The organism is Botrimarina hoheduenensis (assembly GCF_007859815.1).
In the GTDB taxonomy this organism is placed as follows: domain Bacteria; phylum Planctomycetota; class Planctomycetia; order Pirellulales; family Lacipirellulaceae; genus Botrimarina; species Botrimarina hoheduenensis.
In genome coordinates this window covers 331,929-354,536 of the sequence record NZ_SJPH01000003.1, presented here as the reverse complement: position 1 = coordinate 354,536, position 22,608 = coordinate 331,929, and the positions used below count along the sequence as shown (strand labels likewise).

Genomic DNA, 22,608 nt, shown 5'->3' with positions numbered 1-22,608 from the left:
CCGTTGGCCGATTTTCACCACCCTCTCCGGGATTCGCTTAACCGATGCACTCACAGGTCGTTGTTCTGGGTGGCGGGCCGGGCGGTTACGCCGCTGCGTTCCTCGCCGCCGACCTCGGCTTGGAGGTCACCCTCGTAGAGGCCGACCCGCGGCTAGGAGGCACCTGTCTGCTGCGCGGCTGCATCCCCAGCAAGGCCCTGCTGCACGTGGCGAAGATCATCTCCGAGGCAGAGGAGATGGCCGATTGGGGGGTCAGCTTCTCGCGTCCAACGGTGGATATCGAAAAGGTTCGGGCCCGCAAGAACGAGATCATCGAAACGCTCTCGGGGGGGTTGAGCAAGCTCGCCGATGCCCGCAAGGTGCGAAAGATCAATGCCCGCGGTGTGTTCGTTGATTCGACCACGCTGAACCTCGAACCCGTGGCGGGGTCAGACGGTTCCTCGATCCTCGGCACCGAGCGCCTGACCTTCGACCACTGCATCTTGGCTACCGGCAGCGTGCCGGCGATGCCCAAGTTTTTGAACATCGGCTCGCCACGCGTCGTGAGCTCGACCGGTGCGCTCGACTTGGTCGATATCCCCGCGTCGCTGCTCGTTGTGGGCGGTGGCTACATCGGCCTGGAGATGGGCACCGTCTACGCCGAACTCGGCTCGAAAGTCACCGTGGTCGAGCTGTCAGACGGGCTGCTACCGGGGGCCGATCGCGATCTGGTGCGACCCTTAGCGCGGCGCGTGAAAGAACGCTTCGAGGCGATCTATCTCAACCACAAGGTCGCCGGGGTGAAAGACCTGGGCGACAAAGTGGAAGTCGCGATCGAGGGTGCCGAGCTGAACGGCAAGGTGCAGTTCGACCGTGTGCTGGTGTCGATCGGTCGGTGGCCCGTCTCGAAGGGCTTTGGGCTGGAGAACACGCAGGTCGTGGTGAACGAGCGCGGCTTTGTCGAGACCGACGATCAGCAGCGGACCGCCGATCCGCACATCTTGGCCATTGGCGACGTTGCGGGCGATCCGATGCTTGCTCACAAGGCAGCCTACGAGGGGCGAATCGCCGCTGAGGTGCTGGCCGGCAAACCGGCGGCGTTTGACGCCCAAGCGATCCCCGCGGTGGTGTTTACGGATCCGGAGATTGCCTGGGCCGGTTTGACCGCCGACGAGGCGAAGGCCCAGGGCCGCCAAGTCGAGATCGCGACCTACCCCTGGCAGGCGTCCGGTCGGGCGCTGGCCAACGGTCGTACCGACGGCCTGACCAAGTGGATCATCGACCCCGAGACCGACCGCGTCTTGGGCTGCGGAATCGTGGGATCCGGAGCGGGTGAGCTGATCGCCGAGGCGGTGCTCGCCATCGAGATGGGCTGCAACGTGCACGACATCGCGGGCTCGATCCACCCGCACCCGACGCTCAGCGAGACCGTCGCCTTTGCAGGCGAAGTGCATCTGGGCACCGCAACCGAGATCTACAAACCAAAACGACGCTAAACTATTGATCCGAGTGAGGGTCCCTCACGTTGGTGCCGCGACCGGCACCAACCCGCGAGGATCCCCGCGATCTTGTCAGCCATATTTAGGTAGCCTTCCATGGCCAGCGCCGACGTAAAGCATTCTTCCTCGCCGATCCCCAACGACGTCGATCCGATCGAGACCAACGAATGGCTCGAATCGCTCGACTACGTCCTGGAGAGCAAAGGGCCCGAGCGCGCCAAGGAACTGCTGGCCGCGCTCGAAGCCGCGGCGGTGCGCAACGGCGTTGAGCTGCCGTTTACCGCCACAACACCTTACATCAACACCATCCCGCGGAGCGATCAGCCGGCCTATCCGGGCGATCGCGAGCTCGAGCGCCGCATTAAGAGCTATGTCCGCTGGAACGCCATGGCGATGGTCACCCGCGCCAATCGCGACAAAGCCAAGCCGGGCGGCCACATCAGCACGTTCGCCAGCTCGGCGACGCTGTACGAGGTCGCGCTGAACCATTTCATCCGCGGCCGCGGCGAAGACAACTTCTCGGGCGATCAGGTCTACTATCAGGGGCACGCCGCCCCGGGCATCTACAGCCGGGCGTTCCTCGAAGGACGCCTGACCGAGCAGAATCTGGTCAACTTCCGGCGTGAGATGGGCAAGGGGGGCGGGCTCTCGAGCTACCCCCACCCCTGGCTGATGCCCGGCTTCTGGGAGTTCCCCACGGTGTCGATGGGCCTTGCGCCGATCATGGCGATCTACCAGGCCCGCTTCAACGAGTACCTGACCGATCGCGGCATCAAGGACTGCAAAGACAAACGCGTCTGGGCCTTCTTGGGCGACGGTGAGTGTGACGAACCCGAGACCCTCGGCGCGATCACCCTTGCCGCACGCGAGTGCCTGGACAACCTCACGTTTGTCATCAACTGCAACCTGCAACGGCTCGATGGTCCGGTGCGCGGCAACGGCAAGATCATCCAAGAGCTCGAGGGCACGTTCCGCGGTGCCGGCTGGAACGTCATCAAGGTGGTCTGGGGCGGCGACTGGGACCCGCTCGTCGAGGCCGATCACAACGGCCTGCTCGCGCAGCGCATGATGGAAGTTGTCGACGGCGAGTACCAAAAGTATGTGGTCGCCGGCGGCCAGTACATCCGCGAGAAGTTCTTCGGCAAGTACCCCGAGCTGCTCGAGCGCGCTAAGAAGCTCTCCGATAAGAAGCTCGAAAAGATGAAGCGCGGCGGGCACGACCCGGAGAAGGTTTACGCCGCCTACGCCAAGGCGTGTGAGCGCAACGGCAAGCCGACCGTCGTGATCGCCAAGACGATCAAGGGCTACGGCCTGGGCGAAGCGGGCGAAGGCCGCAACATCACGCACAACAACAAAGAGCTGAACGAGAAGGAGCTGCACGAGTTCCGCACCCGGTTCGGCATCCCCATCTCTGACGAGCGCGTCGCCGAGGCACCGTTCTATCGCCCGCCGGAGGACAGCCCGGAAATGAAGTACCTGCGCGAGCGCCGTGCTGCGCTGGGCGGCCCGGTGCCGTCACGCCACGCGGACGTGGCACCGCTCGAGGTGCCCACCCTCGCCGAGTACGGCAAGACGCTCGAAAAGCTCGTCAGCAAGGGCCCCGGCAAAGAGATGTCCACCACCATGGGCTTTGTCCGGTTGCTGACCGACTTGTTGCGGGACAAGAAGATCGGCAAGCATATCGTGCCGATCGTGCCGGACGAGTCCCGCACGTTTGGCATGGAAGGTCTGTTCCGTCAGGTGGGCATCTACGCCCATATGGGTCAGCTCTATGAGCCGGTCGATGCGGATCAGATCGCCTACTACAAGGAAGCCAAGGACGGTCAGCTGCTGGAAGAGGGCATCACCGAGGCGGGCAGCATGAGCAGCTTCAACGCCGCGGGCACCGCCTACAGCTCGCACGGCGTGCAGATGATCCCGATGTTCATCTACTACTCGATGTTCGGGTTCCAGCGCATCGGCGACCTCATCTGGGCGGCCGCAGACATGCGGGCCAAAGGCTTCCTGTTGGGCGGCACCGCCGGCCGCACGACCCTCAACGGCGAGGGCCTGCAGCACCAGGACGGCCACTCGCTGGTCAACGCCATCGCGTTCCCCACCGTGCGCGCCTACGACCCGGCGTACAGCTACGAGACCGCCGTGATCATGTTCCACGGGCTTCACAAGATGTACGTCGAGAACGAGACGTGCATCTACTACTTGATGCTCGAGAACGAGAACGTTGTGATGCCCGAGATCCCCGCTGGCCCCGATGGCGCGCCCGACAAGGCGGTGGTCGAGGGCATCATCCGCGGAATGTACCGGCTCAAGAGCGTTGAGGCCAACGACGCACAGCAGCGGGTGCAGCTCTTCGGCAGCGGATCGATCTTGCACGGCGTGCTCGACGCGCAGCAGATCCTTGCCGAGAAGTACGCCATCTCGTCCGACGTGTGGAGTGTCACCAGCTACAACGAGCTCCGCCGCGAGGCCCAAGAGGTTGAGCGTTGGAACATGCTCAATCCTACCGCACCGCGTAAGCAGTCGTACTTTGAGCAGCAGCTCAAGGATTCAGAGGGCCCGATCATCGCCGCGAGTGATTACCTGCGGTGCCTGAGCGAGCAGGTTGCCCCGTGGGCCCCCGCGGGCATGTTCTGCCTGGGGACCGACGGCATGGGCCGCAGCGAGAGCCGCGAGAACCTCCGCCGCCACTTTGAGGTCGATGCCGCCAGCGTCGTGATCGCCACGCTCTATAAGCTCAGCCAAGATGGCAAGCTCGACGCCAAGGTGGTGGATCAAGCGATCGCCGACCTCGGTTACGATCGCGAGAAAAAGTCCCCGCTGTACGCGTAAGCGACCGCAGCACCATCGACACACCCTGATACCCGACTGTCGCCTTCCGCCAACCGTCGCCAGCTCCAAGAATCCAGATGCCGCAGATCACCCTCCCCAGCCTCGGCGAGAACATCGAGTCGGGCGACATTCTGTCGATCCTCGTTTCGGAGGGAGACACCGTCACCGCCGACCAGGACCTGCTCGAGATCGAGACCGACAAGGCAACCATGCCGGTTCCCAGCCCGCAGGCGGGCAAGATCGTCAAGGTGCTTGTCGCCGAGGGGGATACCGTGACGGTGGGCTCCCCGATCTTTGAGATCGAAGCCGCAGCGAGTGCCGCAGCGGCCCCCGCGCCGGCAGCGCCTGCAGCGCCTGCAGCGCCGGAGCCCGCAGCAGCACCGGAGCCCGCTCCTGCGCCGCCTCAAGCCCCTGCCGCGGCCGCCCCTGCCGCCACGCCGGCACCGGCCCCCGTAGCGGCACCGACCCCCCCGCCGGCTCCCGCCGCCGCTCCCGTCGCAGCCGCTCCTGCAGCGCCGCGCGATGAGCCCGGCGATGGCCATGCCGCCGCCGCGGCAAGCCCGTCGGTCCGCCGCTTAGCCCGTGAGCTTGGAGTCGATCTGCGCCGAGTGCGCCCCAGCGGTTCGGGGGGGCGTGTGACCGAGGACGATGTGCAGGCTCATGTGCGTGCCGCGCAGCAGCAGGCCCGCGCCGCGGCTCCCGTCTCCAACGCACCAGGACTGGCGAGCAGCGACGCCCAGGGGGCGACGCACGTTGAGAAGATGAGTCGCATGCGGAAGACCATCGCCGCCAACATGGTCGCCAGCTACACAACCATTCCGCAGCTCACCAACTTCGATGATGTCGATGTCTCCGAGCTGGAAGAGATTCGTCAGGCGAGCAAAGACGACTACACCGCTCAGGGCCTCAAGCTCACCCAGATGCCGTTTCTGATTAAGGCGATCGCCGGCGCGCTCAAGCGGCACCCGATCGTCAACTCGTCGGTCGATATGGAAGCGGGCGAAGTCATCTACAAGGAGTATGTCAACATCGGTGTGGCGGTCGACACCGATCGCGGCCTAGTCGTGCCGGTGGTGCGCGATGCCGATCGGCTAAGCATCTCGCAGATCACGCGCGAACTCGATCGGCTTGTCGATAAAGCCCGCGACGGCTCGCTGTCGATCGACGAGATGCGCGGCGGCACGTTCACGATCAGCAACATGGGCGCGGTGGGGGGAACCTACTCAACGCCGATCATCAACGCGCCCGAGGTAGCAATCCTGCTGGTCGGACGCAGCCGCATGCTGCCGATGGTCGTCGGCAAGGGAGACAAGCAGCGCATCGAGCCGCGGCTGGTGATGCCGTTGTCGCTCACCTATGACCATCGCGTGGTCGATGGGGCCGACGCGGCCCGCTTCGTCAACGAGCTCAAGAGCTTCCTCGCCGCACCGGGCCGTTTGTTGCTGGCACCGTAATGGTCTCCTTCAGCAGTCGGTCCCGCGCTTCGTGTGGCGGGCTCGCCAAGATTCGTCTCCACCCCGCGAACCACCAACATGCTTAGCTTGCTCTGGATGCTGTTGATTGGACTGGGGGCCGGATCACTCGCGGCCTGGTTTATGAACGCGCCGCGGCCCGGCTGGTTGCCGACGCTGGTGGTCGGCGTGCTGGGATCGTTTGTCGGCGGTTTCCTTTTTCGGATGGTGGGTTTCGGCGTGAAGGGATTCCCCGCTGATCTGCTGACCGCCACGGTCGGAGCGGTGGTGTGCATCTACGCCATCCGCAAATGGGGTTCGCGGCTGTAGTTTCCGCCGTCGAGGGGCGATTGAAGGCCCTTTTTAGGGAGCGGTTGGTCAAATACCCCCCTGGGGGCGTATAGAGACTAGCCCACATGCCCCGCTCTCCGAAGCTTGCTGTTATGATTCGCGCCGCCGAACTCGATGCCCCGTCGCTCGATGCGTCTTGCGCTAGCAGCGCGCCCTTCGGCAACGAGCTCGTGCTGATGACGCACGGCATCGCGTCTACGCGGTGGCTGCTCGCACCGCTGGCAGCACGGCTCCGCCGGAGGGGCTTCAAGACGCGTTTGTACGGCTATCCGTCGATCTGGTGGAGCAACCGTGATCACGGCCGTCGGCTCGCCGAGCGTGTCCGCCGCTTAGCACCGCAGTACGATCGGATTCATCTGGTGGTGCACAGCATGGGCAGTATCGTCGCCCGCTGCGCGATGGAGGAATCACTGCCGGAGAACTTCGGCCGGGTGGTGATGATCGCCCCGCCCAATCGCGGCTCGCACATGGCGACCCGGCTCGCGTGCGATTCGGAATCGCGGTTCTGGAACCATCTGGTGGTCAAACCGCACCGCACGCTTTCGCCGACGCTCGTCGAGCTGTGCGACACGCCCGACAGCTTTGTTAATCGGCTCGGACCGGCTCCTGTTGGTCGAGAGATTGGCGTGCTCGCCGCGAGCCACGACAACGTGCTCCATCCGGAGCAGACACACCTCGAAGGGCAGGCCGACCACCATACGGTGCACGGTTGGCACACGGGCGTGTTGTGGACGCGCGAGACAGCCGACCTGACCGACCGGTTCTTACGCACCGGCAGCTTCCAGGCGTAAAAGAACTCAGCACCCAAGACCGTTAGCCTACCCCTGTGGGGGTGGGCTAACGGCTACGTAGAACAAAGACATCAGTCTCTCGTGCTTTTTACGAGCAGCGCCGACGCGGTGTAGCAGCCATAAGGGCGAGTGCCACAAGGCCCAGCGCACTCGGTTCGGGCACCTGCCCACCGACGATCGGTGCCTCGTTCAGCAGGCTGAACGACCAGGCCTCGCCCGCGGCACCGGTTGTCCGGGCGTAGACGAGCACCTCGCCGGCGCCGAGCGCCGCGCCGAAGCGACGATCTGGCAGCAGCAGGAAGTCGCCCGATTGCATCAAGTCCTGGGGTAGATCGTCCACGAGCCCGTCGGTGACGACCACTAGGTCTTCGCCGCCGACCAGCTGCATCGGGTTGATTCCTAACCGCACCAAGTCGCCCGCGTCGTCAAGGCGGCGGAGCGTGGCGGGGGACAGGTCATCGCCCGTCAGGCCGAGCCCCGCAACCGATGCGAAGCCCAGTTCGGTCAGCGTCCCCGGGGCGTCGCTGGCGACGATCCGAAAGCCCTCGGCCAGAGAACGCCACTCGCCTTGGGTCGTGCTGAAACCGTCCTCGGCAGGGTCGTGCGTGCTTCCGCTGAGCCCCGCCAGGTCGCCGGGTAGCACGATTCCTTCCGAGGGGGCATCGGGCGACTCAAAGCCGCCGTGGTTCCAGCCCATCAGCGAGACGACCGAGAGAGGAACGATGTCGCCCTGCGTCGAGCGGCCGGTGACGGCGCTGACGGTCCAATCCCACACGTCGAGCTGGAAGCCGAAGTTGGTCCCCTGGCCGGAGGGGATCGATCCGCCTGAGGGATCAAAGAACTGATGGCTGCGGGTCTCGAAGCCGTGCAGCTGGAAGGCGTTAGAGGGTTGATACGTGTTGAAACGATTCGAGCCGTTGCTGAAGGTCGAGAGCGCTGTGCGAAGGCTTGTGCCTTCGGCCCGCACGCTGAGTGCTTCCAGAGCGACCCCCGAGTTGTTGGTGAAGTGCCAGTTCGAGGTCCGGGGCATCACGCCCACCTCGATGCTCGCGTTGTCGCTGATGCCGACCGTTGAGGTGAGGATCCTCCGTCCCGCAGCGGCGTTGCCCGGCGAGCGGGCCGTTGAGGTATCCGGCCCCGCGACACCAAGGTTGGATCCGCCCGACCCAACGAAGGTGCTGACCGTGATCATCGCTTCTTCGTTGGCACCGACTTCGACAAAGTTGAGCGGGGCACCGTACATGTAGTCGAGGCCAGCGATCTCGTCTTTGCTGACGGTCCGCCAGTAGGCCCCGCCCGGGATGCCCTTGGGCGGTTTCTGACTCGGCAGGAAGCCGGGGGCGTTTCCTTCGTTCATGATCTCGCCCCCCAGCGGCGCTGCGGCCGTGAGCGATCCGCCGACGTAGCGATAGTTGCGGTTCCAGGGCGAACCCGTGTTTCCCTGCTCGTTGAACCACGCCGCGTCGGCGTGCTGGAAGCCGATGCTATGGCCAATCTCGTGGATTAGCACGCTCTTCAGATCGACGACGGGCTGGTAGCCGTTGTTGCGGGTCCACTGATAGCGGTGAGCGGTGCGGCGGGTCGGATCGATCGAGGCAGACTCCCATTCGTCAAACGCCGCCCGCACCTGATTCTGCAGGACCGTGTTGTTGAACTCGGTCTTGAAGTCACTGGTCATCTTCCAGGTGATGACGCCAGGGTCGTACGAGTAGTAGTTGTCGGGCTGGCCGATGAGTTCGGCAGGACCGCCCGGGGCGATCAGGCTGAAGGCCCAGCCGGGGGCCACGGCACAGACCACCGCGATCAATGCCAGGGGGGTTCTCAGGCTTCGGGGCTGAGAATTGCTGATGCGCATGATTGAAGACTCCTCTCTTGTTGGTTCCGGTTTGCAGCGTCGGGAGACAGCCCGTCCGCCGGAGCGTCGCGTGACGCCTTGCTGGTAGAATCAGCAGCCGTCCCGAAAAACCGACACGGCGCGCCCGCTAGCAGCGGGCACGCCGTGGATCGGCCGAAACATAAAGAAAGAGTAGCCCAGCGTTATTGCGGTGATCTATCGAAGGTCCACACGCTGCGACTTGCCCGACATGATGACCTGCCACGCCCCGGCGTCGTCTTTGACGGTCGAAGTGAGGACGATCTCGCCGCTGTCCAGGAACTCGTAGGAGTCGCGAAACTCCGCTGTCCCTTCGCCGGTCATGAAGTTGGGCCCCTCGGCGTACAGATGGAGCGTGTTCGCCGCGGGGTCGTACTCCCCTTCATACTGCCACAGGTGGTTCATCATCGTGTCAGCCCACACCGCCACGTACTTCCCCTTCTGGGGATCGTAACCAATCAATTGAACACCCGTGACTTCGTGTCCGCCGGCGTTGATCTCTAGGTTAGAAATCACCCATCGGTCGCCGAGCATGCGCGATGAGATTTTTCCGCTGTTGGGCATCGGGGGTTGGTCCGGTCCGCCGGAGCACTCGCCCTTGCTCTCCCACTCGCCAACAAACTGCTTGAGCATCGCGTGCTCGGGCGCGGGGCCGGGGAACTCGGGCATTTGCGCCAAGAGCGAGCTGCTCATCAACACCGTAAGGGTACACACCGTTAGCTTCGAGCCGTTCTTCATCGTCGTTCCTCAGGTCGTGGGAGAAGGGGAAGTTTCCAGCCGCTGGGCGAGCCGAGCCAACGTATGGTGAGCGCCCTCGATCGCGCCGTACGCTTGTTCCACGCGATCGCGCTCGGCCGCGGTGGCGAATGTCATCTGCATCGTGACGCGAGTTTTGTCCGGTTCCACTTCCGTGAACGTGACGGTTGTGTTCATCGAGACGTTCTCGAACTCTTCCCCGCCCGGGTGGTCGTAGCAGAGCCGCTCGGGGCGACTCAACTCGCGGTAGATCACCAGATTCTCATAGTCGCGACCATCGGGCCCGTGCATGGTGAACCGCCAACGACCGTCGGGGCGGGTTTGCACCGCCCGGGTGGTCGTAGTGAACCCCTCGGGGCCCCACCAGTGCGTGATGTTCGTGGTGTCGAGAAACGCGTCGTACGCCAGTTCGCGCGGCGCGGCGATAACGCGCTCGACTTCGATCGACCGATTCTGTTCTTGGACCTCACTGAGTAGTTCATCGAGGCAATGGAAGCTGCTCCGCCAGCCGCCGATGACGCCCATATCGTCATGTCGATCGCGGTCTTCGATCGTCGGATGAGCGATCCGGATCGTTACCCGCGTACGGCCGCCGACATCCTCAAACAATGTGGTCGTCACCATGCCGCGGGGGAGCAACTCGACGTTGTCAAGGCTGAATCCCTCATCGAACTCATCGGTCGCGACAACACACTCATGCGGCCGGATCTCCAAGAACGAGCCACCGAACGGATACTCGGTGCCGTCGGGGCCGATCATCACGTAGCGATACGCGCCGCCCGGGCGAAAGTCGTTCTCGACAACACGTGTTGTAAAGCAAGCCGGTCCGAACCAGCCGGCGATGTGCTCGGACTCGGTCCACGCTTGCCAAACGAGTTCGCGGGGGGCGTCGAACACCCGGCACAGGACGATATCGCTTTGCACGGTGTCCAGATGCGCCGCAAGGTTGTCGATTGCTTCGCTCCAGCCGCTGTGGTGGTCGTTGCGATTGCGCTCGTCGGGAAGCGCGCACTGCTCTAGCACAAGTCGCGTGCAGCCTTCCGATTCGTCGCTGAGCGTCACCGTGACGATCGTTTCGGGGCTAAGCCCGTCCGCACGCTCCCAGCGATGGGTGAAGACCAACCGCTCGGTCGGCGCAATCTCGCGATACTCGCCGCAGGCGATGTACTCACGGCCGGCGAGGGTCCGCATGCCGCTGCGCCACGCGCCGCCAGGTTGCAGGTCACCTTCTGCAAAGAGCATGTCGCAACCGGTAGGACAGCACCACGCGGCGAGCCGTTCCGGCTCGGTCCATGCCGCCCACACCAGCGCCCGCGGCGCTGCCAACGAACGCTCGAAACGCAGGGCGTAGCCCGTTGGTTGCGACGCATCGCCCGCATTACTTGCGACCACGTTGGGAGCCTTTCTTGTTCTTGGGGTCGGCCGGGAGTTCTGCTTGTACTTTTTGCAGGTAAGCGTCGAGCCGATCGAGGCTTGCTTCCCAGAACCGGCGATAGTCGGCGATCCACCCCGCGGCGTCGCGCAGCGGTGCGGCTTTGAGCCGGCACGGACGCCACTGCGCACGCTTGCTTCGCTCGACAAGACCCGCGCGTTCCAGCACCTTCAGGTGTTTGGTGATCGCGGGCAGAGTGACGTCGAAGGGCTCGGCGAGTTGGCTAACGGTTGCTTCGCCCTCAGCGAGGCGGCCCAAGATGGCCCGACGGGTCGGATCCGCCAGGGCGGCGAAAGTCTGGCTCAGCGTGTCGGCAGCGGCGACCATTTTTCCTCCGGGTAAAATAACCAGAAGGTAAAATAAACGGGCGAGCTGGCTTCTGTCAAGCAGCTTGGGGGCGTGCGGGTGCGGTTTGCCAGGCCCTCAGCGCGCCGAACGACACCAGAGCGAGTCGGGAGTCGCGATGTCAGCAATCGCAGCAGCGATCTGAGCGGTGCGTTCGAGCGCGACGGCGAGCGCTTCCGCCCAGGGCCCCGCGTGAGCCCGCTCCCAGCCGACCTGTGCCAGCGCGATCGCGGGGTCGTCGCCCTTGGCGAGCGGATCGGCGGGCAACTGGTCGTAGTAGTGCCGAAAGATTGTGGTCGAAGCAAAGAACGCGCGCATGCCAATTTGGTCGGCTAGTGCCGCTTGCAACCGCAGGGCGGCGTGTTCGTGGACTTTCTTGTCGGGCTCGGACCCGAGCCCCCAGTCGAGTCGAGCGAGGCTCTCGGGCCCTTCGCACAGCGCGTGGCAGACCTCGTGCAGGATCATCTGGGCGAGCGAGTCATCGGCATCCAGCGTCTCAGGCGTTCCGATCGTGAGCACCCCGACACCGTCCCAAGAGGCGTTTACCTCGGCGCTTCGCTCGATACGCAGCCCCATTTGCTCGGCGGCATGAAGCCACACGAGCGAGAGCGGATCTTCGTACTTCTTTTCGATTTTTCGCACCGTTGCCTTCACACCGTCGCTGAGGATCAGACCCAAGCTAGGGTTATATGCGTTCGAGCACGACCGCGATCCCTTGCCCCGCGCCAATGCACATAGTGGCCAGGCCGAGTTCGGCGTTGCGGGCGACCATGGCGTGGAGCAGGGTCGTGGCGATCCGCGCGCCGCTAGCGCCCAGCGGGTGGCCCAGGGCGATCGCTCCGCCGTGAACGTTGACGCGTTCTTCATCGAGGTCGAGCATTTGCACGCAGGCCAGCGCTTGAGCGGCGAACGCCTCGTTGAGTTCGATTAGGTCCAGATCGCCCAGCGCAAGGCCCGCTCGGGCAAGCGCCTTGCGCGTGGACGGCACAGGGCCGGTTCCCATAACGCACGGATCAACGCCCGCCACGGCGGTCGCGCGGACCCGCGCCAGCGGCGAGAGACCCAAGTCTTGGGCACGCTGAGCGCTCATGACCAGCAGCGCCGCGGCACCGTCGTTCAGCGGCGAGCTGTTGCCCGCCGTCACCGTGCCGATGCCTGGCATGAAGGCGGGTTTCAGCTCTGCCAGGGCCGCGAGGCTGGCGTCGTGGCGCACGCATTGGTCGGCTGTAATGAGTGTGCGTTGGCCCGCCTCGTCGCGCCCCCAGGTGGGAATGATTTCGGCGTGCAGGTCGCCCGACTCATGAGCCGTGGCCGCTTTCAGATGGCTGGCCAGGGCAAAGCGATCTTGCGCTTCGCGCGTGATGCCTTGCGACTGCGCAAGGAACTCGGCCGTGACACCCATCATCAACGCGCCCTTGCTCGTGTGATGGAACAACCGCGGGTTCAGGTCCACTCCGAGGTCCATCGGATAGTGGTGCATGTGCTCGACGCCGCCAACTATGTGTACGTCTTCGGCACCGGCTTCGATGGCGTGTGCGGCCTGCGCGAGCGCTTGCAGGCTGCTGCCACACAGCCGGTTGATGGTGGCACCGGCGGCTGTCGCCGGCAGGCCCGCGATCAGGCCGGCCAGCCGACCCACGTTCAGGCCTTGCTCTCCCTGCTGCTGGGTGCAGCCGATTAAGACGTCTTCGATCGCCGCCGGATCGATGCCGGTGCGCTGGACGAGTGCTTCGATCGCGGTTGCGACGAGATCATCGGCACGCACCGAGCGGTACACGCCACGCTCTGCGTGAGCGCGACCGATCGGCGTGCGGAGGGCATCGATAAGGACCGGCGTGTTCACGGCACCTGAGGGGGCTGGGGGCGCGAAGAGAACTTGCCGCTGGTGCGCGCTACGTCTTTGAGTAGTTCGGTGGGCTCGAATCGTTTGCCGAGTGGTTGAAGCGGCTCGAGCCGCTCCAGGATTGCAACGGCACCGATCGTATCGGCCCAGAAGAACAGGCCGCCGCGGTGGGGGGGGAAGCCAATTCCCAGCACCAGCGCGAGATCAACGTCACGCGGATCTGTGACGATCCCGTCTTCCAGCGCGCGGGTCGCCTCGACGAGCATCGGCAATAGCAATCGGTTGGCCAGGTCTTCGGGATTCCAGCGGACACCCTCGACGGGGTGGTCCTGGAGCGCTTCCGCGGCAGCGCTGGCGACCGGCCGGGGCGGCTTGCCGGGCTTGGAGGGGGGGTAGTCGTAAAAGCCGGCACCGTTCTTTTGGCCTTTTCGGCCCGCCGCCAGCAGCCGTTCCAGTATCGGGGCACCGGTGACGCGATCGCTGAACGCGGCCTGCATGACCCGACCGGCGTGGACACAGGTGTCGAGGCCCACGACGTCGTGCAGCTCGAGGGGGCCCATCGGCATGCCAAACCCTTTGGCGGCCTTATCGATCAGCTTGAAGGGGACACCTTCACTGGCGAGCAGAGCGGCTTCGTTCATGTAGGGCAGCAGCAGCCGATTCACCAAAAAGCCGGGCCCGTCGTTGACAACAACCGGTGTTTTGCCGAGCTGCCGCGCGTAGGCCGCCATCCGTTCAACCGTTGCTTCGCTCGTCTGCTTGCCGCGGATGACCTCCACGAGGGGCATCTTCCGCACGGGGTTAAAAAAGTGCAGACCGCAGAATAGTTCTGGGCGCTCAAGCCCGTGGGCGAGCGTTGTGATGGGGATTGTCGAGGTGTTGCTGGCGAGCAGGGCGTCAGGGCGCAGGAGCGGTTCAAGCTGTGCAAATAAAGAACGCTTGACGTCGGCCGCTTCGATCACGGCTTCGATCACCACGTCGGCCGCGGCGAGCTGGGTCGAATCGTTGGTGCCGGCAATCAACGCGGCGTTGTGGAGGGCGAGTTCCAGGTCGGCCGCTTTGGTCTTCTTGTTGTACGACGCCTCGCGCACCACGCTGGCAACGCCGGCCGCAAGCGCCTCGGGCTGCGCATCCGATAGACGCACAGCCACGCCCCGTTTCAGATTGGCCGCCGCGATTCCCTGGCCCATGATGCCGGCTCCGATGACTGTCGCGGTGGCGATCGGCTCGTGGACGGTCCCGCCCGTCTTCTTGGCCCGATCGGTCAAGAAGAAAACGTTCAGCAGCGCACGGTTAACGGACGAGCCGAATAGGGGCGCAAACGCTTCGGCTTCGGCCAAGCACGCGGCGTGTAAATCGAGCTGCGAGGCTTCGAGCATCAGCTCCAGGGCCGCCATCGGTGCCGGGTAGTGTCCGCCCGTTTTCTGCTGGATGACCGCGCTTGCTGTGGCTCCGAGGAACGCAAGTTCGGTTTCGCTCATCGCGATCGGTTGGGACCACCGCTGGCGATCGCGCTGCCACGCGCCCGACTTGTGCTCGGCATCGAGCATCGCCAGCGCCGCCGTCAGCAGTCGCGAGGCGCTCGGATCAGCCAGCGAAGACGATTCGGCAGGGGGCACCAGATCATCGGCCAGACCGAGCTTGTACGCTTCGCCGGCATCGACGCTCTCTCCGCTGGTAACCAGTTCGAGGGCATTCGCCAGTCCGATCACGCGCGGCGTGCGTGCCGTCCCCCCCCAGCCGGGAAACAGGCCGAGCTTTACTTCGGGGAAGCCAAACTGGGTGGCGGGCGTGTCGGCCATAACGCGGCGATCGCACCAGATGGCAAGCTCCGCACCGCCGCCCACACACACGCCGGCAATCGCGGCGACGGTGGGATATGCGGCCTCAGCAAGCCGCGCAAACAAAGTTTGCCCGCGCCGCGCCATGGCGATGATCTCTGCCGGGGGGCGATCCAGTCCCGCGGCGAATTCACGCAGGTCGGCCCCCGCGATAAACACGCCCGGCTTTGCCGAGGTGATGACGAGGCCCCGCGCATCGTGCGCGGCATCAACTTTGTCAAAGTGTGCGGAGAGTTCGTCCAAGACCGCTGCCGAGAGCAGATTGGCCGATTTACCGGGCAGATCGAGCGTGAGAACCGCCACGCGTCCGCCGGCGTGCGTTACCCACGAGAGCGTGGTCGCCGCGGCGAGGGACTCGCTGTGGCTGGCCATGACGCGGTCCTTGAGAGGATGAGTGCGCGGTGCAGCAGGCACCCGCGCTTGGGCTCGAACGGCCGTGGCCGCTATGTTTACGTACGAAACGCCGGTGAGCAGCGTTCACCCAGAAATCCTATCGCCCGCACGGGGCGGCTGCCTACCCGATCGGCTGGCGAGCACTGTCTGCGATGGTTTTGCCATGATCCCTGAGTCTCCGGAAAGGCCGGCTTCTGCTGTCGGGCGGCTGCTGCTCGGGCTGACGGCTGCGCTGTTGGTGGTGCTTGCCTGGAATCAGGGGGGGGGAATCCGACATCGGCCGAGCCCGTCCGCTGACCCTGCGGCCGCAGCCCGGCTGCCGACTGACGCGATAGCCGGGGGGGTGGTGAGCGTCTCGCAACGCCGCCCGGCGATCGGAGATCGGCCGGCGGTGGGGGATTTGCCGGAAGGGGGTCATGCCGTCGAGATCGCTTGGCAGACCGACCTGACCGTTTACGAGGCCACTGCCGCCGCGGGGCGGGAGACCGCCGCCTTTGCCAGCGTGTGGAGCGGAACGGGCCCGATGGCGTTCCTGGAGAGCCTCGGGGGGGTCTCTCACCAGCAAGATCAGGGGCTGTTTTGGCAGTTCGAGGTCAACGGCGTCGAGGCCCTCGAGGGGGCCGGCGTGGTGAAGCTCGGGGCGGGGGACCGCGTCTTGTGGAAGCTGGCTCCCTACGAGTAGGTTGGTTGCTCGCTGACCCCTTTCCGTCGCCGAGCAGGAAGTCCTTCCGATGCGTTCTCGCTTGCCTCAGTTGCCCGCCCAGTTGTCTGTTTTTGCGCTGTTGGTGGCGATTGCTGTCGCGGGACGCTGGAGCCAACCCGATTGGTGTGTCACGCCAATGGCGGCTGCCGGCCTGCTGGCGGGATACTGGTTCCGCAGCGTGGGCGTGGCCGTGCTCGTGCCGCTGGTAGCGATGGCCGTCTCTGACCTGCTGCTGCCCGCTTACGATCGATTTGCCGTCCACGCCGCGGTGTACGGTTCGATGATGGTTCCGGCGTTGCTCGGCGGCTGGATGCGGCGGCCCCTGGACCGGTTATCGGCGGGGATCGTGCGGCTGGCGGTTTCGGTGGCGACCCCCTCGCTGCTGTTCTTTGTCGCCACCAATTTCGCGGTCTGGGCGAGCAGCGGACGCTACGCCAAAACGCTCGCCGGCCTGGGCGAGTGCTATGCCGCCGCGTTGCCTTTCTACCGCCGGATGCTCGCCGGCGACGCGGTTTATGCCGCCCTGTTGCTGACGGTCGCCGCCGCAGCCGGTGCCTACTCGCTGCGTGGCGAACGGCGTCCGGAATCCACCGCCTCGGCTGCCAGCACTTCGGCTGCCTAGCTGATGCGAAGGGCCCGTTGATAGGGCGACCTAAGCATGCGGGCGGCCAGCGCTTGGTCTTCCCGGCAGCCGAGCATGTCTTCCCGGCAACAGGGCCATGTCGCCCGACCCTCGTCTTGCTAACCGGAATCGCGTTGGCGGTGAGCGTGTGCCCGCGCTGCTAGCAGCGCTAGACTAGTTTCATTACATCTGCTCCACGCCACTGTACGGAGCCGAAGTCGGTGCCGTCCGTTGTCGATGCTGCTATTGGATAACCAGAGTCTACCTGCGCAGCGAGAGAGCGAGTGATGCTAGCTTGGAGAAGAAGTGCGTTGCGCTTCTCGGTGTCGCTCTTGCTGCTGAGCGGAATGGCCGGCGCTACCGAGACCGTGCCGGGCGCGCGGCTGCTTCCGTCGATCGAACCGACAGCGGACCCGGGCACGCCGATCTCGCCAAGCCCTGTGGACTCGTTGCTGTTTGATGCCAGCATCGAGCCGGCGGCATGGCCACAGGTGTGTGTTTGCCCAGCCCCAACCCCGCCGCCGAAGTTTCCAAGCGTGGCGGTGACCGGCTTTTTCCAGGCCGACGCGATCTGGTTTGCTCAGGACGATGCGAACATCGGGGCGGTGGGCGACGCGCAAGACGTTGCCGACTTCCGCCGCGCCCGCCTCGCCGCCAAGGGCAAGGTCGCGGAGAACGTTGACTACATGATGGAGTATGACTTTGCTTTCCCGGGACGTCCGAGTTTCATGGACGTCTACGTCGATCTGGCCGACGTCTCACGCTTCGGGCACCTACGGATCGGCTAGTGGCGGCAGCCGTTGGGAATGGACGCCCAGACAAGCGTACGCGAGCTGATCTTCCTGGAACGTTCCCTGCCGTTTGCCTTTGTCCCGTTCCGCCAGATCGGCGTGGGGTTATACGACAAGGCGCTCGAAGAGCGGGCCACGTGGGCCCTTTCGGTGTACCGCTTCCCGACCGATGTTTTCGGCGACACCGCGGGAGACTCGGGCTATGGATTCTCAACGCGTGAGACGCTGCTGCTTTACGACGACGATCGTTCGACGATCCATGTGGGCGGCGGCTACACCTACAACCGCCCGGCAACGGAGGTGGCGCGGCTTCGGTCGCCGCCCGAGGTGGGTTTCAACCAACTCGACTTCCGCGCGACCGACTTCCCCGTGCCGTTCTTTGTTGACTCGGGCCCCATCGCGACCGATTCGTATCAGGTTATCAACGCCGAATTGGCCTTAACCCGCGGACCTTGGTTCGCTCAGTCCGAGGTGTACTTCGCGCGGGTTGATCCCAGCACGGGCAGCGGCCTGAACTTCAATGGGGCGTATGCTCAGGTTGCTTACGCCCTGACGGGAGAAACCCATCCCTACAACCCGGCCTCCGGCGCTTACAGCCGCATCACGCCCAACAACGACTACGGGCCGTGCGGCCTCGGAGCGTGGGAGGTTGCCGGCCGGTGGAGCCGGTTGGACCTGACCGATGGCGCGGTCGCGGGCGGCGTGATGAACGACCTGACTTTTGGCTTGAACTGGTATCTGAACAAGTACACGAAGTTCCAGTTCAACTACATCCACGTCTTCTTAGAGCGACCGGCAGGAGTGGATAGCGAGGCCGATGTGCTGGCGCTGCGCGCGCAGCTGGACTTCTGAGCCCCGCGGATTTACAGCATCCAAGGCGCACGCATCGTAGGCGTTAGCAGAGCGTTGACCTCGGCATCGCTGGATTGTTCGGCGGCAGGGTCCCAGTCGAACGCGCGGCCGACTTGCATGGCCAAGTTGTTGAGATGACAGACGGTGGCAGTGCGATGTCCCGCCTCAGCGGGGGCAGCGACCGGCGCGCCGCTGCGCACCCCCTCCAGGAAGCCACGGCGGTGAATCTCGTAGGCATCGACACGCGGTAAGGTCACGCCCGCGAGCAGCGAAGCGGGCTGCGCCGTGAGCTGACAGCCGTGGATCGCAACGAACAGTTCGCCCGCCTCGCCGATCAACGTGACGCCGCGCGGGCCCGAGTTGTCGCCGATCATCCGCAGGCCGTCGGCGTACCGGTTCTCGAAGCGGAACGTGATGAACGCGTCGTAGAAGCCTGCGCGCTGCCGACTGCCGACCGCCTCGATGCGAGTGGGCCCGGTCGCATCGCGGTCGAGAATCATCTGTGCCAGATCGATGACATGCGCGCCGCGATCGGTCATCTCGCCACCGCCGTAGCGGCTGTGGAAACGCCACCAGAAGTGGGCCCGCTTCTCGTTGTAGGGCGCGACCGGTGTGTGCCCCAGCCAGAAGTCGTAGTCGAGCTTGGCGGGAGGATCGGAATCGGGCGGCGGAGAAGTGAAGTTTTCCACCTGTTGCAGGTGCTGATCAGAGTTGGGCAGATGGATTCGCACCGTATGGATCCGGCCCAGTTTTCCTTCGGCCACAAGTCGCTTCGCGACGGTGGCACCGGGGTTGGAGCGTTCGTGCGAACCGGTCTGGAGCACCACCCCGGCCGCACGGACCGCGTCGGCCATAGCCCGCCCCTCGCCGATCGAGTTGGCGAGCGGTTTCTCGCAGTAGACGTGCTTGCCGGCTCGGGCCGCGGCGATAGTGGTGAGGGCATGCCAGTGATCGGGTGTGGCGATGAACACGGCATCGACGTCGTCACGATCGAGGATCGTGCGGAAGTCGCCGGTGAGCTTCGCATCGGGAGCGAGAACGCCGGCCGCCTGGCGGTGGGTTTTATCGACGTCGGCGATCGCAACCACGCGCAAGTCGGGCTGCTTGGCGAGCCATGTGAGGTGGCTTGTGCCCATGCCACCCACCCCGATACAGGCCACACCCAGGCGGTTGTTGGCGGCGTCAGCCCACAGGGGGGAACCGCCCGGGAGTGCGGCCGCTGCGGCGAGAGTCGTTGCCTGCCGCAAAAAATCACGGCGGCCGGTCGGCACATTAAGCGCCTGGAAGCGTGACATCGCCGCTCCGATCAGCAAATTGAGAAGTGCAAGCGCGCAAACAGAAAAGCGGAGAGGGGCGTTATCCGCCAAGCCCTCTTCCGCATGGTAGACGATCCGGCGGCGAATTCCCAAGAAAACCCTCGGGCAGCTTCCGCCTACCCGTAGGAAAGCGAGGGGGGAGTGTGATCCCGCGGGCGCTAGTTTCCAGCGGTCTGCTTCACTGCCACGGCGCTCTTCACCTTGGCAGCCATCTTCTTGATCCCGTCGGCCACGTTCAGGTCGATCTGATCTTTATCACGCGTAAGGCGAATCGCCTCGCTGAGCGCTTCGTTGATCATTTTGAGGGAGGCGGCGTCTGACTCAGCGGCGACCGCCGCGGTCGCTTCCAAGCCATCCTGTAAGTTCATCAGCAGCGCGAGCAGGTCTTCGCGGATCAGCTCGATGCCCTCTTCGCCTTCACGAAAGCGGCGCTCCTTGTTGTCCCGGCCCAGGCCGAGAACTCCCAGACGACCGCCTCCGCCGAGGCCCAGGTCTTCAAACTCTTCGGCAATTTTCGCTTCTGAAACGGCGATTGCGAGAGCCAGCTCACGCACGTCATTGGTGGTTCGATCGGCAACCTGTGCGTCCAAGTCTACGCGAGACGCGGAGAGCAGCTTCAGCTTGCTCGCGAGTTCGGCACGGTCTTCCATCAGCAGTTTCTTGTCGCCAACGCGGCCCGCGATCGCTTGGAAGAAAGCGCCCTTGGGGCCGGCCTGGCCCGTGTTGCCGAGCGCCTCGGCAGCGGTGACGTAGATCCATCCGAGCACGGGCTTTTCGTAGTCTCCCGGCAGCGACTTCGCACGGAGCAAGCCAACCAGGGTTTTTAGTGTCTCGGTCTGATTCTTCTCCGGCAGATTCGCCAGGTACCGCGTGTGCCTTTCCAGGCCCACGAGGGCTCCTGCCAGCAACCGGCGCGGCACGCGTTCGTTCGTCACGGCTAAGCGGGTATAGCGGTTCAGCTCATCGTTTGCCGCCGGTAAAGGGGCGGGCTGCGGCTGGTTATCGCTGGCGTACCGCTCATCGAGCAGGCCCATCAGATAAACCGCGTTGTACTGAACTGCCGGGTGGTAGCGGCTTGAAGTGGCGACCTGCTTGGCCCAGTTGAATGCCTCGCCGGTGATCCAGCTCTGAATAGCCGGACGAGCGGGCCACAGGAACCGCGAGAACAAGTCCGAGCGAAGCTTGCCCAGGTCCTCGAGCGCCTCGGGCGAGGGCTGGGTCATCGCGGGCAAGTAATACTTGGTGATGTATAGCCGGAAGGCGGTGTCTTGATCGTCCGAGCCGCGGCCGTCTTTAACGTAGCTGCGATAGAGCGATCCGCGCGACGAAAGGCTCTTATCGAAATCGTCCCCCTGATAGTCCTGGCACAACGCCACGGATGACAGGGCGGTCATGACGGCCGCTGCCAGCGCGGTGCGCAGCCCCGCTGCGTAAACGCTGAGTCGAATTGCTTTGCGCACGTTAGCCATCAAGTTCCACTCGTTCCAAGATCGCCGACCTCTGCTACAGAAGCCACGACGCCGATAGTCAACTCACGCAAAGCCCCCACGACCCCGCGGACGCAACCCGCCACGACACGCTGGTCGCGAGGGTGCCGCATCGCGTGGCGCAGGGAGGTGAAGGTTGCGCCGATCACCCCCGTGGCGTCCTAACCACCGCCGAGCAAAGCGGTTCGGTCGTCGATTGCGCAACGCCATCCCCCCCCAATCACCCTATCTACCGACGGCGCGAGGTGTCAAGTTCTGCGGGCTAGCGGGGCGCTTCTGGCAGCTCTCCCCGCGCAAACCAGCCGGATTGTAAGGATTGGTAGGCCGCTGGACATGCCGTCGTCCCCCGCTGCCCCCCGGCGGCGTTGCCTTGCTACACTCGCCACGCCATGACGCTCCTGTACTATTCGCCGCATTTCCTCCAGCACGACACCGGCGGCCACCCCGAGCGGCCCCAGCGGCTGGAGCAGGTCATCGGTCGGCTGGAGCGTGGCGGGCAGCTTGCCAGGTGCGTTCGGCCTGATTGGCGTCCCGCGACCGACGATCAAGTTCTCTCGCTCCACGAGCCCCAGCACCTAACGACGCTCCGCACGCTGGCCGCCGCGGGCGGCGGGCGCGCCGAGGTGGATACCGTCGTCAGCCCCGCCTCGTTCGAGGTCGCGCTGCTCGCCGCGGGTGCCGCCTGCGACGCGGTCGACCGGGTGATTCGCGGCGAAGCCTCGCGTGCGCTGTGCTTGGTCCGCCCGCCGGGGCACCATGCCTTGCCCGGTGGAGCGATGGGATTCTGTCTGCTGGGCAACGTCGCGATCGCCGCTGAGCATGCGCTGCAACTCGGTCTTGACCGCGTGCTGATCATTGATTGGGACGTGCACCACGGTAACGGCACGCAGGCCATGTTTTATGAGAACCCGCGTGTGGGGTTCCTCTCGATGCACCGCTACCCCTTCTATCCGGGGACAGGCTCCGCCGACGAGACCGGCAGCGGCGATGGCTTGGGCTGGAACGTTAATCTGCCGGTCGCGATGGGCGTGTCGCGCGATCGCTGCACGAGTTGGCTGGGGCGTGAGGTCGAGACGCTTGCCGACAAACTCCGCCCGCAGTTGGTCTTGCTCAGTTGCGGCTTTGACGCGCACCGCGAGGACCCGATCGGTTCGCTCGGCTGGGAGACGGAGGATTTTTCGACGCTCACGCAGATTGCCATGGACGTGGCGGCCACGCATTGCGACGGACGGCTCGTGAGCGTGCTGGAAGGGGGGTACAACCCGCCGGTGCTGGCCGACGCCGTCGCAACGCACCTTGACGATCTACTAGAACGCGACGCGGATGAGCGGCTGGCCGACCCCGCCTAGCCCGCCGGCGTGCAGGCTCAGCCGCTGGCCTATGGCGGCGCCCCGCTCTACAAAGTCCAGCGTAGAAAGGCCCCGGCACGGAAAGCCTGCCTGCGGCTCCCAATC

Annotated in this window: 17 protein-coding genes and 1 pseudogene; 9 read left to right on the top strand and 9 right to left on the bottom strand. The window is 64.9% G+C overall.

The genetic code is table 11. From position 1 onward, the window contains the following. The first annotated feature begins 44 nt into the window (after nt 1-44). The 5 genes from lpdA (at nt 45) to Pla111_RS08775 (ending at nt 6,900) form a co-directional block, all read left to right on the top strand. Nucleotides 45-1,475 carry a dihydrolipoyl dehydrogenase gene (lpdA, locus tag Pla111_RS08795; protein WP_146573417.1) on the top strand — a complete coding sequence of 477 codons (1,431 nt, stop codon included), beginning with the start codon at nt 45-47 and terminating at the stop codon, nt 1,473-1,475. 99 nt (nt 1,476-1,574) lie between these two features. Further along, entirely contained in the window at nt 1,575-4,307 is a 2,733-nt protein-coding gene (gene aceE, locus Pla111_RS08790; RefSeq protein ID WP_146573414.1) for a pyruvate dehydrogenase (acetyl-transferring), homodimeric type, read from the top strand. Nucleotides 4,308-4,384: 77 nt separating this feature from the next. Then, nucleotides 4,385-5,761, top strand: coding sequence for a 2-oxo acid dehydrogenase subunit E2 (locus tag Pla111_RS08785; RefSeq protein WP_146573412.1), 1,377 nt, complete (start codon nt 4,385-4,387; stop codon nt 5,759-5,761). A 78-nt stretch (nt 5,762-5,839) separates the two neighbouring features. Then, entirely contained in the window at nt 5,840-6,088 is a 249-nt protein-coding gene (locus tag Pla111_RS08780) for a GlsB/YeaQ/YmgE family stress response membrane protein (protein ID WP_146573411.1), read from the top strand. A 113-nt stretch (nt 6,089-6,201) separates the two neighbouring features. Continuing rightward, nucleotides 6,202-6,900, top strand: coding sequence for an esterase/lipase family protein (locus tag Pla111_RS08775; protein WP_146573409.1), 699 nt, complete (start codon nt 6,202-6,204; stop codon nt 6,898-6,900). 88 nt (nt 6,901-6,988) lie between these two features. On the opposite strand, the gene Pla111_RS08770 is transcribed toward Pla111_RS08775, so the two are convergent. The 7 genes from Pla111_RS08770 to Pla111_RS08740 form a co-directional block, all read right to left on the bottom strand. Beyond that, nucleotides 6,989-8,755, bottom strand: a complete 1,767-nt coding sequence (locus tag Pla111_RS08770) for a hypothetical protein (protein ID WP_146573407.1) — start codon at nt 8,753-8,755, stop codon at nt 6,989-6,991. Nucleotides 8,756-8,950: 195 nt separating this feature from the next. Next, complete coding sequence (locus Pla111_RS08765) at nt 8,951-9,511, bottom strand: DUF1579 domain-containing protein (RefSeq protein WP_146573405.1); 561 nt, start codon at nt 9,509-9,511, stop codon at nt 8,951-8,953. Between the two features lie 9 nt (nt 9,512-9,520). Further along, the gene (locus Pla111_RS08760) at nt 9,521-10,921 is read right to left on the bottom strand and encodes an SRPBCC family protein (RefSeq protein WP_197524877.1); all 1,401 of its coding nucleotides are present in this window, start codon (nt 10,919-10,921) and stop codon (nt 9,521-9,523) included. Further along, nucleotides 10,908-11,288, bottom strand: a complete 381-nt coding sequence (locus Pla111_RS08755; protein WP_146573402.1) for an ArsR/SmtB family transcription factor — start codon at nt 11,286-11,288, stop codon at nt 10,908-10,910. The genes Pla111_RS08760 and Pla111_RS08755 overlap by 14 nt, the downstream gene beginning before the upstream one ends. A 96-nt stretch (nt 11,289-11,384) precedes the next feature. Beyond that, the gene (locus Pla111_RS08750) at nt 11,385-11,948 is read right to left on the bottom strand and encodes a hypothetical protein (RefSeq protein WP_146573400.1); all 564 of its coding nucleotides are present in this window, start codon (nt 11,946-11,948) and stop codon (nt 11,385-11,387) included. 43 nt (nt 11,949-11,991) lie between these two features. Beyond that, the gene (locus tag Pla111_RS08745) at nt 11,992-13,149 is read right to left on the bottom strand and encodes an acetyl-CoA C-acyltransferase (protein WP_146573398.1); all 1,158 of its coding nucleotides are present in this window, start codon (nt 13,147-13,149) and stop codon (nt 11,992-11,994) included. Then, a complete protein-coding gene (locus Pla111_RS08740; RefSeq protein ID WP_146573396.1) occupies nt 13,146-15,362 on the bottom strand; it encodes a 3-hydroxyacyl-CoA dehydrogenase NAD-binding domain-containing protein in 2,217 nt (738 codons plus the stop codon). Before Pla111_RS08740 ends, Pla111_RS08745 begins: the two co-directional genes overlap by 4 nt. A 73-nt stretch (nt 15,363-15,435) precedes the next feature. Between Pla111_RS08740 and Pla111_RS08735 the strand changes: the two genes are divergently transcribed. The 3 genes and pseudogenes from Pla111_RS08735 to Pla111_RS17450 all read left to right on the top strand — a co-directional run bounded on the left by Pla111_RS08735 (nt 15,436) and on the right by Pla111_RS17450 (nt 18,351). Beyond that, nucleotides 15,436-16,065: a DUF4430 domain-containing protein gene (locus tag Pla111_RS08735; RefSeq protein ID WP_146573394.1), complete on the top strand. Its 630-nt coding sequence runs from the start codon at nt 15,436-15,438 to the stop codon at nt 16,063-16,065. A gap of 49 nt (nt 16,066-16,114) precedes the next feature. Continuing rightward, on the top strand, nt 16,115-16,708 hold the full coding sequence (locus Pla111_RS08730; RefSeq protein WP_146573392.1) for a DUF6580 family putative transport protein: 594 nt from the start codon (nt 16,115-16,117) through the stop codon (nt 16,706-16,708). Nucleotides 16,709-16,995: 287 nt separating this feature from the next. Then, nucleotides 16,996-18,351: pseudogene (locus Pla111_RS17450) on the top strand (OprO/OprP family phosphate-selective porin). An 11-nt stretch (nt 18,352-18,362) separates the two neighbouring features. Here the strand turns inward: Pla111_RS17450 and Pla111_RS08715 are convergent. Then, nucleotides 18,363-19,646 (bottom strand): Gfo/Idh/MocA family protein, encoded by a 1,284-nt coding sequence (locus Pla111_RS08715; RefSeq protein WP_146573898.1) that lies wholly within the window; start codon nt 19,644-19,646, stop codon nt 18,363-18,365. A 179-nt stretch (nt 19,647-19,825) separates the two neighbouring features. Then, nucleotides 19,826-21,136 carry a hypothetical protein gene (locus Pla111_RS08710; protein ID WP_146573386.1) on the bottom strand — a complete coding sequence of 437 codons (1,311 nt, stop codon included), beginning with the start codon at nt 21,134-21,136 and terminating at the stop codon, nt 19,826-19,828. A 407-nt stretch (nt 21,137-21,543) separates the two neighbouring features. On the opposite strand from Pla111_RS08710, the gene Pla111_RS08705 reads away from it, so the two are divergent. Then, a complete protein-coding gene (locus tag Pla111_RS08705; RefSeq protein WP_146573384.1) occupies nt 21,544-22,503 on the top strand; it encodes a histone deacetylase family protein in 960 nt (319 codons plus the stop codon). The last annotated feature ends 105 nt before the right edge of the window (nt 22,504-22,608 follow it).

What these genes read in the sequence shown, in the direction of transcription:
- lpdA (WP_146573417.1), top strand. Translation starts at nt 45, where the DNA reads ATGCACTCACAGGTCGTTGTTCTGGGTGGCGGGCCGGGCGGTTACGCC.
- aceE (WP_146573414.1), top strand. Translation starts at nt 1,575, where the DNA reads ATGGCCAGCGCCGACGTAAAGCATTCTTCCTCGCCGATCCCCAACGAC.
- Pla111_RS08785 (WP_146573412.1), top strand. Translation starts at nt 4,385, where the DNA reads ATGCCGCAGATCACCCTCCCCAGCCTCGGCGAGAACATCGAGTCGGGC.
- Pla111_RS08780 (WP_146573411.1), top strand. Translation starts at nt 5,840, where the DNA reads ATGCTTAGCTTGCTCTGGATGCTGTTGATTGGACTGGGGGCCGGATCA.
- Pla111_RS08775 (WP_146573409.1), top strand. Translation starts at nt 6,202, where the DNA reads ATGATTCGCGCCGCCGAACTCGATGCCCCGTCGCTCGATGCGTCTTGC.
- Pla111_RS08770 (WP_146573407.1), bottom strand. Translation starts at nt 8,755, where the DNA reads ATGCGCATCAGCAATTCTCAGCCCCGAAGCCTGAGAACCCCCCTGGCA.
- Pla111_RS08765 (WP_146573405.1), bottom strand. Translation starts at nt 9,511, where the DNA reads ATGAAGAACGGCTCGAAGCTAACGGTGTGTACCCTTACGGTGTTGATG.
- Pla111_RS08755 (WP_146573402.1), bottom strand. Translation starts at nt 11,288, where the DNA reads ATGGTCGCCGCTGCCGACACGCTGAGCCAGACTTTCGCCGCCCTGGCG.
- Pla111_RS08740 (WP_146573396.1), bottom strand. Translation starts at nt 15,362, where the DNA reads ATGGCCAGCCACAGCGAGTCCCTCGCCGCGGCGACCACGCTCTCGTGG.
- Pla111_RS08735 (WP_146573394.1), top strand. Translation starts at nt 15,436, where the DNA reads ATGTTTACGTACGAAACGCCGGTGAGCAGCGTTCACCCAGAAATCCTA.
- Pla111_RS08730 (WP_146573392.1), top strand. Translation starts at nt 16,115, where the DNA reads ATGCGTTCTCGCTTGCCTCAGTTGCCCGCCCAGTTGTCTGTTTTTGCG.
- Pla111_RS08715 (WP_146573898.1), bottom strand. Translation starts at nt 19,646, where the DNA reads ATGTCACGCTTCCAGGCGCTTAATGTGCCGACCGGCCGCCGTGATTTT.
- Pla111_RS08710 (WP_146573386.1), bottom strand. Translation starts at nt 21,136, where the DNA reads ATGGCTAACGTGCGCAAAGCAATTCGACTCAGCGTTTACGCAGCGGGG.
- Pla111_RS08705 (WP_146573384.1), top strand. Translation starts at nt 21,544, where the DNA reads ATGACGCTCCTGTACTATTCGCCGCATTTCCTCCAGCACGACACCGGC.